This window comes from Dyella sp. (assembly GCF_036746095.1).
Lineage (GTDB): Bacteria > Pseudomonadota > Gammaproteobacteria > Xanthomonadales > Rhodanobacteraceae > Dyella_B.
The window spans coordinates 189,412-206,725 of sequence record NZ_DAIOEU010000002.1; the positions used below are offsets into that span (position 1 = coordinate 189,412).

Consider the following 17,314-nt stretch of genomic DNA (forward strand, 5'->3'; position numbering starts at 1 on the left):
ACAAGCCCAATCACCATCCTGATTTTCCGCGAACCAATCAATTGGTCTAACGAATGCGTGATCTACTTCAAAAAATTTTCTTTCATGGATCGGAACGCCACAGCCTTACCGAGCTTGATCCAATCCACAGCGATGCAATCCGTCCATTTGGAAAAGCCGTCTATCTCTCCTTAGAGAAAGCGACCGCAAAGCGATATGCGCGATTCCAAGGTTCGATCTATCAGGTCCAACTAAATGGCAATCCCGCTATGACAATCAATCTTGACGCAACATTTCGTGATCAAGGAATTGAAGCTCGCGAAGCGATTCGCCCCATCATCAAGGCGAATAATCCCAACTTTGATGTGCACACATCACAAAACGACGTGCGGGAACTTATCGGCGGAAACAAGCGCGACACCCGTGTGCGGATGACTGAGCAGCTTTTGGAAGCCGGCATCTGGATGATCTACGGAACCGTAGGTCCAGATGAGCATAGCGGAGACATGGACGACGGGATTCAATACGCGATACTTGATCGCGAACACCTCTTGATCCTGAGCGAAGAGCGTTGCGAGTAAGAACCACACAAGACCTATCGCCGCGAAATTTACTCACCTCGTGCAAATCTTGGCGACGAACTTAAAGAAGCCATACGTGGCAAACCCGGCAATGACCGTGGCTCCTACGATCTTACAAACTGCACCTTCCATTTTCCTATCCTCTTGTGAGGAGCGGACCTGCTGACCAGGTCCGCTCCATAGCCTGTATTAGTGTCTGCCGGCTTTCTTGATCGTTTTCTTGGCGGCCTTCTTCAAGGCCGGACCTTTATTGGCTCGAATTCCACTCTTCTTGCTAACTTTCTTCGCGGCAGCAGTCTTTTTCATCGGCGTCTTTGAGGCGGCCTGCTTCGCAGTGGCTTTCTTCGGCGCCTTCTTCTTTGCCGCGGTCTTTTTTGATGTTGCCTTCTTCGCAACCACTTTCTTGGCCGCGCGTTTCGCGGAGGAAGCAACTAATTTCTTTTTCGCCTCCTGTGCCTCGAACCAGGCATGATCATCCTTAGCTGATTTCGTTGCTGACGTTCCCTCAACCACCGGCGGCGGCAAGGCCAGCGTCGTAGGTGCAGCCAACTTAGCGTTGGACGCTTTTAGGCGCATGTATGCCACTTGGATTACACAGGGGACTGTGACTCGATAGGCTGGACTGGCCAGATCCGCGATTGTCCACAAACCTGTGATCACCCAACCGATTGGACCTGTGGCCAACGCGATAACGCGGGTCAGGCCAGCATTGGCCGCAAGCGTTAACCCCTTACCAAGGAGCGCCTTGGAGATGCCATTGGCCACGATGACGGCCATACGATAGGTTGCAAATCCGGCCAGCCGTGAGGCGCCGATGGCAGTGGCAAGTTGTGCCGGCCCTGCACCGGCAAGTTCGCCCACGTTGAGCTCGGCGAGCACTTGCTTCCGCTCAACCTCCGACATCCTGGCAACCGAGTCGGTGAAAATTTTCTGCAAGATCGCCACTTCAATGTTCGCAGCTGGCGCCTTCTTGGCAAAGTTAACTTTCAGATGCGTGCCGACGTCCGAAACCAACTCACCGTATTTGATGCCCTCGCCGCCGCGGAATAAGTTGACAATGGAGTTGCCGCCAAAAGCACGGATTTCTTTGTCAATTAGTTCGCGATCAGCCCGGGAGTAATGCCCAGATTGCTTGCAGGAAATCAGACGCTTGCAGACATCACTATCAAGGGAGAGGCGTCCTTCTCCTTTATCTGTGATGTAGTCGGTCAAAACATCAAGGTCTTCTACATCTGCATTCAAAAGAACATCAGACAGACTCATAAATTTCCTTCCTGGTGGGTGGTGGCGCCGATGACAGCGCAGAGACAAAGCAGAGCGGCTTGCTGATACTGGTCCAATCGCCCGAGAGGCGGCAGGGCGCAGGTGGTAACCACCCCCATACGTTGGCGGTCATGAATGGATTGAAGTTCATGTCGAGCACGGGCATTGGAATCGCCGTGATCATCAATCTTTATCGGCTGCGATGTGGTCATGCTCATGCGCTGAGCTACTTGCAGAGCCATGGCGGCGCGCTCGGCGGGATTTTCCTTGAAAATCCCGAGCTCATCAGCCACAGCTTGGATTCCGGCATCCTTCATGGCCAAGCTCAGCGTATGGGCGGCCTGCACCAACCGAGTCCAATCTGACGTGCGCATCAACAACAGAGCTGGGGGCACGTTGAGGGCTGCGGCCATGCGGCACAAAGAGCGTAGGTCCGGGTTCGAGCGTTCACCATCTCCATGGCTTCCGGCGAGATATTTGGCTACGCTGGAACGGGCGAGCCCTGCTCGATCTGCCAACTCATGCTGTGAGATTTTGGACATCCCACCCTGATCGTTCTGACACGCCACCTGCATTGCGCGGCGAAGAGCACCGGCCAAACTATCGCGGGTGGTAGCAAAAAGCGCATCACCGTGGAATGGCTCGTCGGTTTCGGAATTACTGGCGGTTTCGTTCATGGCTCGGCCTCATGGCGTTGGACGCACTTTACGAAAATGCGCCGATGATTGAGCCCCATAATGTCTCTTATTCTGGACAGAAACTCGCCAGGACCCTTTTTGTCCATTATTCAGGACAAGATTTGGTCGGGCTCAGCGTGCTCGATCAAACTCACTCAGACTGAGCGAGTAGCCGGGCTAACTTGTATTCGACCAGCCATCCGGCGTGGTGTTTTCCTACGGCCGCCCCTGCCCAAGGGCCTCAGCATCACGACACGAGCGCATCAACCGTCAGGGCGAAACGATATAGGCGGTTCGCACCACCCGCCCCTGGTCGCTTAACTCGATCATCCACGCTTCACCAACGATGCTGAGGCGATTGAGATACCACAGTCGTTGAACGCATGGCGCTACACACTCAGGAGCATCGTAGCGAGGAACACGTCGGCCCCCTGCCCGCTCTTCATCGGACGGCTGGCCCATTGTGGTGATGACATGGGCCTCGGCATCGCCCTCCTTCACGAGGGCGAAGTCATGCTCGTGGACGCGGGAAATGACGGAGCACGAGGTGATGTAGAGGAAGGGCACGAAGACCACCAATCCAACGAAAATTCTGGTGATCGTGCTCATGGGTGCCGGCGGTCCGTGGTATTAGTTCGGCCGGCATCGCAAGAGGGCGTGGCCCACTTTGTCGAGCAAGGCTAGATTGGCCACTCCGTTGTTGGCCTCCATCGTGATCAGGATTTGGTCTTGGAAAGGCTTGGTCCCGATGTTGACTATGCCCACGCCATACGCATACAGGCTGACTTTGCCGGTGCCATCGGCCTTGGGCGCCTGTCCTTGCAAAGCGATCGCTGGCGCCAAGGTGGTGCCAAACGGGTTCTTGATGCCCGGCGGCAGCTCCGGGTGACGGCCAATCAATATGCTCACGGTGGCTGCACCCTGCTTGGCCGTTCCCGATGCGGCATCCAAGCCTTCGGTCATTTGGTAGCGCACGCCATGGACGGGCGTGGCGCAAACATCAAAGGTCTTGCTGAGCACGACCGTTGCTGGTGCCGCCGACGCGGCGCTCGTCATGAAAAGGAATAAGCCGATCAGCCCGCAACCGGTTCTAATGAAATGACGCGATCACATTGATCAATCGTTTCCTGCCGGTGAGCAATCACCATCTTGGATTGCCCCAGGCCTCGGATGTATCGGTTGACCTTCATTTCGCTGGTGACGTCCAGGTGGCTGGTGGCTTCATCCAGCACCAGCAGCTTGGCATTCCGATAGAGCGACCGAGCCAACAGCACGCGCTGCTTCTGACCACCCGAAAGGGAGGATCCCATATCGCCCACCAAGGTTTCATAGGCCATGGGGAAGCGGATGATGTCGTCATGAATGGCCGCCCCCCTCGCACAGGCTTCGATGGCCTCCACCGAGGGTTCCGCATCAAAGAACGCGATGTTCTCCGCGATCGATCCGGCAAACAGGTGATCGTCCTGCATGACTGCCGCAACCAAGGAGCGGTAACGATCCAGTCCATACGTTCGGATGTCACACCCGTCCACCAAGACGGCACCGCTCGTCGGCTGCAAAAGTCCAAGCACAATTTTGGCGAGGGTCGTTTTCCCGCACCCCGATTTGCCCACGATCGCCACCGACTCTCCCGGTTCAATCGTGAAGGAAACCCCTTGAAGAATGTAGGGCTCGTCTTCCGCATAGCGAAAGCTGACGTCTTTGACTTCAATGTGTCCAACCGTCAAGTGTGTCGACACCCCTCTGCCCACCTGTTGCTCGGGCTCGCTGAACGCAATCTCGGCGATGCGCTCAGCATGAAGGGTCATCAGGCGAAGCCCGATGAGCTTGTCGATCAAGCCGCTGGCGCGGACGGTGAATTGATCAGCGTAGGTCACGAACGCCACCAGCATGCCAATGGAGAATGCATCGCGGATGGCAAACAACGCCCCGGTCGCGACGACGACAATGCGTTGACCTGAAAACAGCGCTTGGCTGAGCGCGCCAAACGTCATCCCCAGGCGCTGACTTTTCAGGTCACGCTCCGAAGCCTCATGCGTGGCATTGGCCAGGCGGATCCAACGCAGGTTCTCTTTGTTGGACAGCTTGATCGCCTGGATGCCGCGCACCGACTCCATCAATTCGGACTGCTGACGAGCGGCGTAGACCAGCTGCTCTTCGTTGATCACGCGCAACTTTTGGTAAGACAGCCAGCGAAGCAATCCATACAGGCTTGCGCACACCAGAATGACCAGTGCCAGGGGAACACTGTATGCAAACAAGATCCCCAAACTCAACGTGCCCATGACCCCATGCAACAGCGCTTCGATGAAGGAACCGGTCAAGGTTCCCTGCACGGTCTTCACGGAGGAAAAGCGCGACACCACGTCGCCCATGTGGCGCTTGAAGAAAAAGTCGACAGGCAGTTTGAGCAGGTGCGCAAAGAGATGGATCGTCCATTGGTTGCCCAACGAGACGCCAAACCAACTGAGGATCCAACCTCTTGCGAGGATCAGCACGGCCTGGCATCCGGCCGCTGCCAGAAAGGCAACGGTCGTGGTGATCAAGAACGTGTTGTCACCCGACGAGATGACCTGATCCAGCACGAGTTGCATTTGGTAAGGAAGCGCAAGTGTCAGCAACTCGATGCACAGCGCCAGCACCATCACCTGGGCAACCGTCCGGCCAACACCCGACATGGGTCCCATCAGTCGGCGTAACGAAACCGGCTTTCGCTCTTCGATCACTTTGAAGTTGGGCTGCGGGCTGAGCTCGACCAACACACCCGTGAAGTGATTGGCCACCTCACTCAGGGGCATCCAATACCGCCCGCGGGATGGATCAAAAATGTCCGCCTTGCCGCGGACCACCTTATTCAACACAACAAAGTGATTGAAGTTCCAGTGAAGGATGCACGGCATCTTGGCATTGGCCAAATACCCCATCTCGCTCCGCAGGACGCGGGCATTGAACCCCAGCGCGGAAGCAAGATCGACAACCCGTCCCAGCTTCATGCCTTGCAGTGACGTGCCGAAACGGCGGCGCAGGCTCGCCAGATCAACCTTGTGACCGTGGTAATTGGCGACCATCGCCAAGCAGGCCAGCGCACATTCGGCGACTTCGCTTTGCAAGATCAAGGGCAGCTTTGACGTCCTTCCAAACGCCACCATTTTCGCCAAGGCCTCAGTCATGCGTCCCGCTCCTCGTCCGACTTAGCGCTCACATCGATTTTCATGGCATGGTTGCCCATTCAATCAGCCGTCGCTTCTGCAAGATGACTCGGGCTTTGAGCATCATGCCCGGCAGCAGCGGCTGGTCCGCCCCGAATGCACGGATGGACTGTTGTTGCAATTGCACGATGACGCGATAGCGCGGTTCCTTGGTTTGCAACCCTCCCCATTTGAGAACCTGGGCCGGCTGCACCGCCGTGCGGGCCACCTCCATCACCACACCCCTACCCTGCCCATAACGGCGATACGGGAACGCGTCGTAGCGCAACAGGACAGCATCGCCGACCGACGCAAAACCGATGTCACTGCTCGGCAACCACAGTTCCGCACGAAGCGCCGATCCCGACGGTAGGATGGACATGGCGGGTTCATGCGTGTCGAGCGCATCACCCACATGCACCAAGGAACTGGTCACCGTGCCATCGACCGGCGCATAGAGCACAGTGGCGTGCAGTGACTCGTGTTCAAGGATGGTTTGGGAGACGTCGGACATGTTGCGCTGGGTGGCGCGGCGCTTTTCAGCGGTCGCATTGGGCAAGTCCGCCAGTTGTGACCGCGCGTCGTCCAGCTGACGCTGCAAATCCATCAAGGTTCGTTGCGCGTTGTCGACCTGAGCTTTGAGTTGCAGCGCCGTGTCGTGCTGGGCCAGCACCTGCGCCCGTGACACCGCCCCGGTGTCGCTCGCCTTGTCCCACGTGAGATAAAGCGACATGGCACCGTCGGCACGTTCCTTCTGAACGGCCACTTCATGCTGAGCCGTGATGATCTGCTGGCCCAGACCGGCAATTTTCGTTTTGAGATTGTCTGCTTGGCGTTGGCCCGTCGCTTCTTCGCTCGCCAAATCATCGCGCAGGCGACTTTGCTTGGATGCCAGTTCACGGAGGATGGAAGCCTGAGTCTCCCCTTGCGTCGGCGTGCCCTGATCATCCGTCAATTGCAGCAGCGGTGCTCCCTTCTGCACATGATCGCCATCCTTCACGAATACCTTGGTCACGACCCCGGCGTGATTGGTTTGTACGGGCAGCAAGCCTCCGCTCGGGGTCAACAAGCCATCCGCTTGGGCAAAGCTGGTGTAGCTGCCGAGCCACAACAGGCCAGCCAGCACGCTTAAAACGAAAATGCCTAATGCACAGAACAACCATCCCAGGCGCGGAGGCTGCAAGGTGATGGTCGGCAAGGTGGAAGCCGACGCTGCCTTGATGGCTTGTTCGCGGAAGATCTCGTAACCCATGGCGGCTCAGTGAACGCTTCCCAGCACGGAACCACTCGGACCGAACAAAAGCGCCAAGGCTTTGTCATCGGTGTAGTAGATCGCGTAGCGCGCATCCCCCGGGAATTCCCCAGGATTGAGTTTGAGCAGCCATGTTTTGCCATCGTCGGACAGTTGGATGTGCACGGCCTCACCCATGCCCTTCGCGTTGGCGTAAGCCACATCCATTTCCAACTGCGAATCGATCGCCATCCAGGGCGCATCACTGGTTGGACGGATCAGTCGCACCCCCGCATCGCTGGGAGTCACCGTCGATGCGGCAGGAAGGCGCGTGAGGAACGTTTCGTGCTGATCATCGACGTTGTATTTTATCAAACGGACATCATCCCCGGTGGCTGCTTTCACGGCATAGACGGCTTGGTTGTCCGCACTGATGACGTGCGCGCCCTGCATGTCCGCAACCTCTCGGTAGTCCCCGCGACGGCCCACATACCATCGGCCCGCGCGGTGATACGCCACCACCGTGCCGGCGGGCGTCATCAATGCCTCATCGGCGGCGGCAATCGTCAGCACCTCTCGCCGGTCGGTCTCTCCGGATGAAAAGGTCCTAACGTGTACCCCTTCACCGTCCACTTCCAAGGCAACCAGTGAACCGTCATCGGTCAACACATAGCGATGCAAGGCGGCGTTAGCGCCTCCTTGATACCAGGCCGGCTCTCCCTTTTGGTCGACGGGAAAAACACCCAAGGCGTAGTGGCCGTTACCGTCGCGCCGCTGAAAAACAAGCCGCGATGAATCAGCGGACCAGGTGTAGGAAACGAAGGTGCTGTTCCAAATGGTGAGAGCTTTGCGGTTGGCCGGATTGTGTGCGTGTGCCACCCAGATGTAGGGCGCACCCTGTTCCGACTCCACGTAAGCTATCAGATTGCCGTCAGGACTCAGCGTGACATTCCTTTGCGAAGCGATGTCACTCGCATGAGCCGCATGCAGAACCAACCAGAAAGCACACAGGACGGCCGCAGTGACCATCTTGCGGACCCGATGCGATCGAGCCATAGCCCCACGCGAGAAGATGGCGATGCGATCCATCATGGCGAACCCGGATGTGTGTCAGGAACCGATGTGTCGTTCAGAGAGACACCGCCAGGCCGTCCTTGGTCGGCCGACAAAGGGGTTCCCTCAAAGCACGAGCTCAGGAAATCGCTGAGCAGTTGAAAGTGATAGCGGCGGCTGTCCGGATCGGTGAGCTCATGGCCCTCGTTGTGATAGATCACTTCCAGGACAGGCTTGCCCTGCTGCCTCAGCGCTTGCGCAAATCGCGATGATTCCTCGCTCACAGATGTGGTGTCCTGTTCACCGTATTCGACGAGGAAGTGCGCTTTGGCGGAGTCAATGTGGGCGGCGGGGGACTGCTGCCGGATGTCGCGAAGATCAATGGCGCGTTGCACATCGCCAACTTCTTCGCGAATGTCACCCGCCATGTGCGGCTGCCGTTGGGGCAGCAGGGTGGCAAAGGCTTCCAAATCGCCGCCCCCGTTCAGAGAAGCAACGCAGCGCACGGCATCTGGATGGCTCGTGGCCAACGCCATGGCAGCAAATCCACCAAAGCTGCCGCCCATGGCGGCGCCTTTGGTTTTGTCGGCGGGGAACGTCTGCACAAACCAATCCACCGCACCCGCAACATCCTCAATCACCTTGCGGCCCCATTCGCGGTTGCTGGCGTGCGCAAACACATCGCCAAAGCCAATGGATCCTCGGAAATTCACTCGGACCACCCAATAGCCCAGCGATTGAAGCCAGTAGGTTTCTGGATCAAAGGTCAGATCGTCGCGATGATGAGGACCGCCATGGAGCTTCACCACGAAGGGACATTGAGGGGTGTGGCAGGTTTGGGGCGACGGTGGCGACACCAGCACTTGAATGGGAGTGCCATCGGCGCTTCGGATCCATCGTGCCACCGAAGGGAGCATGGGTTCATCGGAAAAGAATTCCCGTGCCCAAAACAGGTGGACCACGCGGCCGCTCGAACGGTCGTAGGTGTAGTAGCCCACCGGTATTCGGCTGGACATCAATGCGAAGAGCCAAATGCGATCGTCGGACGACCGGGCGATCACGTAGGGAACGCCCATCAACATGGCGGTCAGATGTTTCACATCAGCGGCGATGTCCGGCATCGTCACCCATTGGGGCTCGGCCTCGGCTTTGGCGTAGCCATCCACCCCGCCCGTCTTTGGATTGACGGTGATCCATGAGACGTCCGTATCCTTGGCGTTGCTCGCAAGCGACCATTGCTGGGTTCCAACGTTGAGTCGACGCAGGACTTTGAACCCCTTGGCATCCACATCCGTGAACCACAGATCTTTGCCGTCGTTGGAGGCACTGACCACCGACGCCGATGCCGGCGCGGGCTGACCTTGTCGTGAGGCATGACCTATCGGCCCCCACACACCTTGCCCCGAGCGAACAGCTCTCACCCGACCACTGCCATCGAAGGCCACATCACTGACGTCACCAAGATCATCGGTTCGGGTCACATTTCCCGAACCGAAGGCGATGTGCAGCACGTGGAGGTGCGCAGATTGGTCCTGCGTCAGCACCACGAAGTCGTCCACGGAGGCGCCTCCGAATCCCGCAATGCTTCCTTGAACCTCAACCGGATGTGTCACCAGATCGGTGGCGGACACGTAGGACAGCGACGGCGCCCCGCCCTTTCCGTGTCCGAACAGCAGAAAAGAGGAACCATCACGCGCGACCTGATAGTTCATCGCCCCGGCAGGCCAGGCCACCACGTTCTGCGCCTGGTCCGCTCCGACCCGTTGTCGGCGCAACACAGGATGCTCGCCGGTTCGATCCACAAAGGTGACGAACTGCCCATCGCTAGACAGCTTGACGAGGGTGTAGCGATCCCCCGAGACCACCACGCTCATCGAAGTGGCATGCGTGACCACGGCCACCAACACCATGGCCAACATGAGAAGCCAGACAATCGGCTTCGATGCACGGAAGGTTCGTTCGTCAAACCGCAAGGAAAGCATCTCGATCCAGTCCCTTTGAAGGAGAGAAATCGGAAGGGATGTGTTCAAGGGCTGTCACGATGCGCTCCTCCGGCAACCCTGCCGCCAGCGCATGATGCGCGATGTGTGAGTAGATTTTCATCAAGCCATCGCAAAGCACGGATGCATTGTCGAAACCGCGTGCATCGCTCCATCGGTTGACCTGCACGCCATGCTGCAAACCACCTCGGCAATAGTTCCGCCACACGCAGGGAAGACAGGGTTCGGCCAGGCGGGTGTGCAGTTGCCGCAGGAGGGCCGAGGCGGGCGAATTGGCAAACTCGCGCAGGGTTGATGACCCGACGTTGTATCGGCCCGTGTCTAGCCGTGTGGGTTTGAGCTCATCGATGCCCACGCTGCCATCGCTCTCGATGGTGAGGTGCTGCAAGCGGACGTGATGAGGCGTTTTGTCTTCGGGCGTTGCCTTCCCGGAAAAGAAGGAAAGCAGCTGGCTGAACATCCGCACGTAGATGTCCTTGGTGTTGTCCTTCACCCACTCGTCGAAGACGTCGCACAAGAATTGGGCATAGACCATGGGGTCCTGCCCTCGAAAACTGTCATGCGTGTCCATGGGCAGGTGAAACGTCATCCCTCGCACCCCCAGGTCATCCACGAAGTGGCGATAGCACGTTCGACCGTTCGCTTTGGGGTGAATCACAGAAATGACACCTGGCCAGGGCAGATCGCCTTGTTTAGCGCGTTTTTGCAGCAAGCGAAGGCCATCAACCGTTCGCTGATAGGTGCCTCTGCCTCGAAGATCCTTCCGTTCCAAATCGTTGATGTCTTCGGGACCATCCAACGAGACGCCGGCACTCATGCGGTGGCGCGCAAAGATGTCCACCCACTCGTCATCCAGCAACATGGCGTTGGTCTGGATGCCAAGCCGAACATTGGGGACGTCCGACAACTCCGTCAACAGCGTTTTGGCGAACGTATCGAAGTTGCGCTTTCCCATCATCAACGGCTCGCCGCCATGGAAGATGATCGTGGCCGCGCTCGCCTTCAAATCCTGTGCCCCTTGGGCCAGATAGGCCGCGGTCTCGCTCATGATCCGCTGGGAAATCTTGACGGGACGATCCTTGAACGACTCATCCCCCTTGTTGAAGACGTAGCAATAAGAACAATTGATGTTGCAGCGCTCAGCAACCTTGATCACAGCTTCAATGTGATCGACCGTTTCGATCATGTCGTTCATCGGATCCCTCCCCTCGAATGGGGTTGGCGCGCAAAAAGATTTGCGCGCCAACTTTGATGGCAACGACCTAGATATCAGAGGGGACCCTTGTGCATGATTTCTTTCCAGAAACCACCTTGGCCCGGACCGCTGCTGTCCTGGTGGAACTGTTCGAACCAATCAGCACCGCTGACAGCGATGCCATCGATTTGCTCACGCGTCAGTTCGGTTGCCTCGGCGGACGAGTCGTAACCGTGCTTTTGCAACTGCGCGCGCAATTTTTCACTGATCGACATACTTCTTCTCCATGTAATGGCCGCAAAGGGCCGTGATGAGCTGCGATGTCGCCGCTCAATTCGATCTGTGTGGATGGATCTGACGCCGACCGGATGTGGGAAAGAGGATCCGATCACGTCATGGCTTGGCTACGATGCAGCCAAGGCTCGCTTGATCACAAGAGTGGTGGCCCGATGGCCGTGATGACATCGCGGGCACACATCTCAATGCACATGGCACTCCCCTGTTTCAGCAGCATCCGTCTCTTCCTTTGAGCGTTACTCACTGGCTTGCACTTCGCAATATCACGCGAGGACTCATCGTGACCTTTCGTGACAAATCACGTCAAGTGCCGCGCCGCTCTCTCCATCTCAAACGGATGTGGAAGGAAAATCCCTACCTTGATGCACCTGGCCAACAATTGTCGCCGAGGTCGAGAAGCAATGCATGAGCGTGATTCTTTATCTACGCTCTTGCCTAGCGTTTGCCACGTTCGCTAGTGTCAGCCATCTGGATGGGTGGCCATCAATCTGACGCGGCATAGCGGCTCTTGGCCTGCTCATCTGCTCATTTGTTGCTATCACCGCAGAAGGGTCGCCCACGCATAGCATTAATCCTTTGAATACACCCATCCACATCAGTTGTTCGATGTGAAAAGGAACGACAGATGATCAACGTTCGGCAAGCCTATGCAGATCTCGATCGGTGCTTGCTTCCGATCTTCATTTGGCTGTGTGGCTCCGTGGTATTGCTGCTCTTTCAGGCGTGCATCAAGACGCTACCATCGCCTTGGGCGACCCCAGCCAAGTGGGCACGACCCAAGCCACTGTTCTCCAAGCGAGCCGATACAGAGGATACGAAGTCCAATACGCGTTCGATCTGGGGACACGAACCTACACCGTCTCTGACGAGCTGGGGCGATCGAAGCTTTGGGTGAATGTCAGCAAAAAGGATTGGGACGCGATCCAAAATGGTGGACGGAGTTTGCAGGTGAAATATCTGCTCAACAATCCGTCCATCAGCCGACCTCTTTTTAGCGGACGGCACGGCGATTTGAGCAGGGAATTCACCGACGATTGCGTCGGTTTGATGATGAGCTGCCTCCTCATCGCCCTGTGGCTGCTCATAGGTGTTCGGCTTCGTCGCCATATTGTGCGCCTCGCTTGCCCTTACCAAGAACATCAACGATAGCCTGCAGTGGCACTTCAACAGCATCTACCAGGATCGCGATGTGCAAGGCGCCTACTACGGCATCATCCTCGGGCAGGATTTCGGCTACCCCGTTGCCGAGCCCGTACGCGTGTCCGCACCCCTGCCGGGCGATCAACGTGTCAGCCAGCCCTACACGGGCTATCGAACCAGCTACCGCGTAGCGAACACGGGCCTGAAGTGGGAGATCTCGCCTGACTGGAGCTTCCATCTCGACTACAGCTACGCCAAGCAGACACGCGAGAACCGCGACAGCGCCATCATCCTTACCGACAACCAAGGCGGCTACACCGATCTCAACTACCTGGGCTATTCGCGCTACAACTACGCGCAGTGGCAAGGCATGTTCAACGGTACCTTGACCACCGGCTTCATCAAGCACGACCTGGTGCTCGGTGCCTCTGAGCAAACGTTGAATTCGCACTACCCGGCAGACTGGAACATCAGCGCCGGGCAGGTGCTCGGAACCGGCAATCTGTTCGCCCCGCCCCTGCTACCCAACCCAGACCCATCATGGAGCCGCGCCACGTACTTGGCGCAAACCACGACCCAACGTGCGTTGTTTGTGAGCGATATGCTTATTTTTTCGCCGCAGTGGTCCGCGCTGCTTGGCCTGCGCTACATCGATTACCTGGACAAGTCATTCGGGCCGGGCAGCACGCAAGCCACGGCACTCTACGACCAAAAGCCGGTGACGCCGACCGTCGCGCTGATGTACAAGCCGCTGGCACCGATGACGCTGTACGCCAGCTACGTGCAATCGCTGGAACAGGCCACCGGTGCACCGCAAAGCGCAGTGAATGCGTACCAGACGTTTGCGCCCACCACCAGCAAGCAGTTTGAACTTGGCGCGAAAACCGAGTTCGATACATGGAGTGCGAATCTTGCGCTGTTCCAGGTACAACGTGGCTTGCAGTACCTCAATGCGGAGAATGTCTATGTGCAAGATGGCCAGACGCGCTACCGCGGTGTGGATGCATCGTTCCAAGCCTCGCTTGGTAAGCATTGGACCGTGCTCGGCGGCGTAATGGCACTCGATGCCGTCAACATCCGCGCCGCACCCGGCGCGGATGGCAAGCGTGCTTATGGCGCACCAAAGCTGCAAGGCAACCTGTATGCGGAGTACAGCGTGCCGCAGCTCCCCGGCCTGATGCTGACGGCGGGCGCGCGCTATGTGGGCAACCAAGCGATCGAGGCCAATAACAGCAATTTTGTCCCCGCGTATCACACGTTCGACGTGGGTGCGCGGTACGCCAGCACGCTCGGCGGACATCCAGTGACTTACCGTGTCGGCATCGACAATCTTGCCGATGAAAAGTACTGGCTGACGAGTTTTGGTTTCATTCTCAACCAGGGCACGCCGCGGACGGTGCGGGCAAGTGTGACGTTGACGTTATAAGCGTTTTTTTGCGCAAGACTTTTTTGCGCGTCATTCCGGCGAAGGCCGGAATGACGCGAAGAGACCCGATAGCTCGTAGCGAATGCCGCTTTGAAGCGAATCCCTGTCAGGCGTTAATTGCCGGGAATAACCACCCGCACCCGCAACCCGCGCCCCCATGGCGCATCCAGCAAATCAATGGTCGCACCGTGCAACTGCGCCGCACGCTGCACGATGGAAAGTCCCAGGCCGTAACCATCGCCACCGCTGGACTCGCGATGAAAGCGCGCAAACACGCTCGCCCGCCGCTCGGGCGGAATACCCGGTCCGTTATCGACCACTTCGATCACGATGCCGCCCTGCGAACGATGCATGGACAGCTGCACCTGCCCGCCCATCGGCACGTGATGCATGGCGTTCTCGATGAGATTGCGCAGCAACGCAGCGAGCGCCGCCTCATAGCCATCCATCTTCAGGCTGTCATCGTGTTCGGCAAACGCAAACTCCACGCCGCTCTCGCCCAGCAACGGTGCGAGCTCGTCAATCACATTCATCGCCACGACGATCAAGTCGACTTCGTTGCGCTGGCCGGCGGCCACGCCGGCTTCAAGGCGTGCAAGTGCCAGCAATTGCTCGATGCGCCGTGCCAGGCGCGCGAGCCCGGATTGCGCGCTGGACAATGCAACCTCGGCATCGGCAGGAAGCGACGCTGCCATCACGCCATCGAGGTGGATCATGGTGGATGCGAGCGGCGTGCGCAGTTCGTGCGCGACGTCCGCGCTGAAACGACGCTCACGCTCCAATGCATCCTCCAGGCGCTCCAGCTGCGCGTTCAAGGCATCCACCACAGGCTGCAATTCCTGCGGTGCATGGTCCAATTGGATCGGTTGGCGATTGCCCGGCGAGCGCGACGCCAGCGCTTGCCGCAAACGTTCGAGCGGGCGCAAGCCACGCCGTACCGCCCAACCCACCAATATCGCCAGCAATGGCAGGCCGACCAACTGCGGCAACCCCAGATCGAGCCACAACGCACGCGTGATATCCCGCCGGCTGTCATCACGTTCGCCGACGCGAATGACCACGTTATTGACGTCATCCACCAGGGTGAAAACGCGCCAGCCATAACCCTCGAAGAAATGATTGTCAAAGCCGGAAACCGGCGTTGGCGGCATGGGCAGGCGAGCCAGGTTGGCCGTGGTCAGGCGCATGCGATTGTGCATGTCGAACACCTGATAGCCCACTTCCGTTTCGTAAGTACGCGCGTGCAAGCGTTGCACTTCGTCTTCGCGACTGAGGATCGGCACCTCCAGCGAAGCTTGCGCCGGCAGGCGCAATGCATCGAGGCCGGCGCGCCGAATCAACACGTCCAGCGTGCGTGCCGATTGCGCCAACCGCCCATCCAGCAGCTCGCGTGTTTCTTTCAAGGTACGGTCGTAGCTATACAGGCCGATCGGCAGCAGCACCGCAATCAGCACCGCAATGATCATCCAGCGCAGTCGGTCGCGCAGGCTCATTCGCTTCACGTGGGGTCCCGCGGAATCATATAGCCAACACCGCGAATGGTACGGATGGCATCGAAACTCAGTTTGCGGCGCAACGCATGGATCTGCACTTCCAACGCGCTGCTGCCCACGGCGCTATCCAGGCCATACAGCGAATTTTCCAGATGTTCGCGGCGCACGATGCGACCTGCCCGTTCCATCAAAATGCGCAGCAGGGAAAATTCGCGGCGCGTGAGTTCAACGCGCTTGCCTCGGTATTCGGCTTCGCACGTGCCGATATCCAAGCTGATCACGCCCACGTCGATGCGATTGGCGGCAAGCCCCTGCGCGCGACGCGTCAACGAGCGGATACGTGCGCTCAGTTCCTCCAGGTGGAAAGGCTTGACCAGATAATCGTCCGCACCGGCATCGAGACCGCGCACACGCGCTTCCAGTCCGTCGCGCGCCGTCATCACGATCACCGGCGTATTGACGTGCGAGCGGCGCGCTTCGGCCAATACTTCGAGGCCATCCTTGTTGGGCAGCCCCAAGTCGAGCAAGACCAGGTCAGCCGTCTGGTCACGCAGCGCCGCCAGCGCCTCGCGTCCGTCACGCAGCCAGGTCACCGCATAGGAAAGCCGTTCCAGCGCCTGCCGGATGGCTTCGCCCAGTTGCAGGTCATCTTCGACCAGGATGATGTGCATGCCGCCGTTTACCTTCGCCCTACTTTGTGGGAAGTATTGTCCTGCTTGGTCATTTTGCGCAGATTAGCTTAGGACGGTCTTACCGCACCCGCCGCCCCCTAACTGGAGACCCGCATGAAAGCCCTGCGAATCACCCGCCACGGTGCGCCGGATGTGCTTGAGTACGCTGACGTCCCCATGCCCGGGCTGGATGCCGACAGCGCGCTGGTGCGGGTGCATGGCGCGTCGGTCAATCCCAGCGACGTCAAGAATGTGGCCGGGCATTTTTCGCAGACCACGCTGCCGCGCATTCCAGGCCGCGACTTCAGCGGCGTAGTGGAGCAAGGGCCGCCGGCGTGGCGTGGTGTGGAGGTATGGGGTACGGGTGGCGATATCGGTTTTATTCGCGACGGCACGCATGCTCAATACATTAAGCTGCCAGTCGCCGCCTTGGTACGCAAACCTGCGGCACTCGATCACGCACAAGCCTCGGCCATCGGTGTGAATTTCGTGGTGGCGTGGCTGGGCGTGGTGGACTACGCGCAACTGCACGAAGGCGAAACCATTGCCGTGATAGGCGCGGGTGGCGGCGTCGGCGGCGCCGTCACGCAGATCGCCAAGTCATTGGGCTGCCGCATCGTCGGCATCGATCGGTATCCGGTGGATGCCAGCTCACCGGCCGGGAAGCGCATGCATGCCTTCGTGCCGTTCGACGAGCACGCCGCCACCGGCGTACGCAGCCTGGAGGGCTTGGCCGATGGCGTGGACGTAGTGTTCGACAGCGTCGGCGGGGTAGCTTTCGAAGCGGCGCTGGGGATGGCCAGGCGCCGTGGCCGGGTGGTGGAAATCAGCGCTACCGGCCGGCGCCGGGTGGAATTGGACCTGGTCGACTTCTACCACAACGAAACCCAATTGCTTGGCGCCGACAGCGCCAAGCTGGGCGTGGTGGAGGCGGCCCGGCTGATGCAGGCGATTGCACGGGAATTCGACAACGGCAAGTTCGATGCGCCGGTGATCGCCCATCGCTACTCGCTGGCGCAAGGGCGGGAAGCGTACGAGGCGGTCGCCCAGGGTACGCCGGGGCGGGTCGTGATTGTGCCCTGAAGGGGCAGCTTGTTACCCACGAGGAACCATGGCGCCG

The 17,314-nt window shown here is 58.7% G+C and carries 16 protein-coding genes; 4 read left to right on the top strand and 12 right to left on the bottom strand.

Annotated features, from left to right (window positions below):
- The first annotated feature begins 53 nt into the window (after positions 1 to 53).
- Complete coding sequence (locus V7M64_RS01935; RefSeq protein WP_333676649.1) at positions 54 to 560, top strand: hypothetical protein; 507 nt, start codon at positions 54 to 56, stop codon at positions 558 to 560.
- Positions 561 to 749: 189 nt separating this feature from the next.
- On the opposite strand, the gene V7M64_RS01940 is transcribed toward V7M64_RS01935, so the two are convergent.
- The 10 genes from V7M64_RS01940 to V7M64_RS01985 all read right to left on the bottom strand — a co-directional run bounded on the left by V7M64_RS01940 (position 750) and on the right by V7M64_RS01985 (position 11,442).
- Positions 750 to 1,823 carry a ubiquinol-cytochrome C chaperone family protein gene (locus tag V7M64_RS01940; RefSeq protein ID WP_333676650.1) on the bottom strand — a complete coding sequence of 358 codons (1,074 nt, stop codon included), beginning with the start codon at positions 1,821 to 1,823 and terminating at the stop codon, positions 750 to 752.
- Entirely contained in the window at positions 1,820 to 2,500 is a 681-nt protein-coding gene (locus V7M64_RS01945) for a helix-turn-helix transcriptional regulator (RefSeq protein WP_333676651.1), read from the bottom strand. The genes V7M64_RS01940 and V7M64_RS01945 overlap by 4 nt, the downstream gene beginning before the upstream one ends.
- Before the next feature lie 270 nt (positions 2,501 to 2,770).
- Positions 2,771 to 3,109, bottom strand: a complete 339-nt coding sequence (locus tag V7M64_RS01950; RefSeq protein ID WP_333676652.1) for a hypothetical protein — start codon at positions 3,107 to 3,109, stop codon at positions 2,771 to 2,773.
- A 21-nt stretch (positions 3,110 to 3,130) separates the two neighbouring features.
- On the bottom strand, positions 3,131 to 3,520 hold the full coding sequence (locus V7M64_RS01955) for a hypothetical protein (RefSeq protein WP_333676653.1): 390 nt from the start codon (positions 3,518 to 3,520) through the stop codon (positions 3,131 to 3,133).
- Positions 3,521 to 3,573: 53 nt separating this feature from the next.
- Positions 3,574 to 5,670, bottom strand: a complete 2,097-nt coding sequence (locus tag V7M64_RS01960) for a peptidase domain-containing ABC transporter (RefSeq protein ID WP_333676654.1) — start codon at positions 5,668 to 5,670, stop codon at positions 3,574 to 3,576.
- 40 nt (positions 5,671 to 5,710) lie between these two features.
- The gene (locus V7M64_RS01965) at positions 5,711 to 6,886 is read right to left on the bottom strand and encodes an HlyD family efflux transporter periplasmic adaptor subunit (RefSeq protein WP_333676655.1); all 1,176 of its coding nucleotides are present in this window, start codon (positions 6,884 to 6,886) and stop codon (positions 5,711 to 5,713) included.
- A gap of 60 nt (positions 6,887 to 6,946) precedes the next feature.
- Positions 6,947 to 8,011 carry a hypothetical protein gene (locus V7M64_RS01970; protein ID WP_333676656.1) on the bottom strand — a complete coding sequence of 355 codons (1,065 nt, stop codon included), beginning with the start codon at positions 8,009 to 8,011 and terminating at the stop codon, positions 6,947 to 6,949.
- Positions 8,008 to 10,002 (bottom strand): alpha/beta fold hydrolase, encoded by a 1,995-nt coding sequence (locus tag V7M64_RS01975; protein WP_333676657.1) that lies wholly within the window; start codon positions 10,000 to 10,002, stop codon positions 8,008 to 8,010. The genes V7M64_RS01970 and V7M64_RS01975 overlap by 4 nt, the downstream gene beginning before the upstream one ends.
- The gene (locus V7M64_RS01980; RefSeq protein ID WP_333676659.1) at positions 9,935 to 11,167 is read right to left on the bottom strand and encodes a radical SAM protein; all 1,233 of its coding nucleotides are present in this window, start codon (positions 11,165 to 11,167) and stop codon (positions 9,935 to 9,937) included. Before V7M64_RS01980 ends, V7M64_RS01975 begins: the two co-directional genes overlap by 68 nt.
- Before the next feature lie 74 nt (positions 11,168 to 11,241).
- Complete coding sequence (locus tag V7M64_RS01985) at positions 11,242 to 11,442, bottom strand: hypothetical protein (protein WP_333676660.1); 201 nt, start codon at positions 11,440 to 11,442, stop codon at positions 11,242 to 11,244.
- 685 nt (positions 11,443 to 12,127) lie between these two features.
- Here V7M64_RS01985 and V7M64_RS01990 point away from each other — a divergent pair.
- A complete protein-coding gene (locus V7M64_RS01990) occupies positions 12,128 to 12,613 on the top strand; it encodes a hypothetical protein (protein ID WP_333676661.1) in 486 nt (161 codons plus the stop codon).
- The gene (locus V7M64_RS01995) at positions 12,552 to 14,030 is read left to right on the top strand and encodes a TonB-dependent receptor (protein ID WP_333676663.1); all 1,479 of its coding nucleotides are present in this window, start codon (positions 12,552 to 12,554) and stop codon (positions 14,028 to 14,030) included. The genes V7M64_RS01990 and V7M64_RS01995 overlap by 62 nt, the downstream gene beginning before the upstream one ends.
- A gap of 113 nt (positions 14,031 to 14,143) precedes the next feature.
- On the opposite strand, the gene V7M64_RS02000 is transcribed toward V7M64_RS01995, so the two are convergent.
- The gene (locus V7M64_RS02000; protein ID WP_333676703.1) at positions 14,144 to 15,523 is read right to left on the bottom strand and encodes an ATP-binding protein; all 1,380 of its coding nucleotides are present in this window, start codon (positions 15,521 to 15,523) and stop codon (positions 14,144 to 14,146) included.
- 5 nt (positions 15,524 to 15,528) lie between these two features.
- Positions 15,529 to 16,194: a response regulator gene (locus V7M64_RS02005; RefSeq protein ID WP_333676664.1), complete on the bottom strand. Its 666-nt coding sequence runs from the start codon at positions 16,192 to 16,194 to the stop codon at positions 15,529 to 15,531.
- Between the two features lie 114 nt (positions 16,195 to 16,308).
- On the opposite strand from V7M64_RS02005, the gene V7M64_RS02010 reads away from it, so the two are divergent.
- Positions 16,309 to 17,277: a zinc-binding alcohol dehydrogenase family protein gene (locus V7M64_RS02010; RefSeq protein WP_333676665.1), complete on the top strand. Its 969-nt coding sequence runs from the start codon at positions 16,309 to 16,311 to the stop codon at positions 17,275 to 17,277.
- Positions 17,278 to 17,314 lie beyond the last annotated feature (37 nt).